The sequence below is a fragment of the Psychrobacter proteolyticus genome (assembly GCF_038155145.1).
Lineage (GTDB): Bacteria > Pseudomonadota > Gammaproteobacteria > Pseudomonadales > Moraxellaceae > Psychrobacter > Psychrobacter proteolyticus_B.
The window spans coordinates 1-207 of the sequence record NZ_JBAKAY010000269.1; the positions used below are offsets into that span (position 1 = coordinate 1).

Genomic DNA, 207 nt, shown 5'->3' on the forward strand with positions numbered 1-207 from the left:
ACTTGAACATCCTTATGCATGGCAAGGCTTAAACCGCTCATTACAATCACGAAAAATAAAACTGTCTAGTCTAGAGCAAATTCTGACTCTAACCGGTAGCTTATCTCTCTCACCAGCTCCTATTGATTTAGATATCAAGGTTATCTTGTTAGGTGAAGCAGATTTAAATTACGAGCTACTAGAGCTTTAGCCTGAATTTGATGCAGT

At 38.2% G+C, this 207-nt stretch carries 1 pseudogene; it reads left to right on the plus strand.

The window, feature by feature from the left end:
• Nucleotides 1-184 (plus strand): annotated as a pseudogene (locus V6252_RS13800) (AAA family ATPase); the annotation flags it as partial.
• Nucleotides 185-207 lie beyond the last annotated feature (23 nt).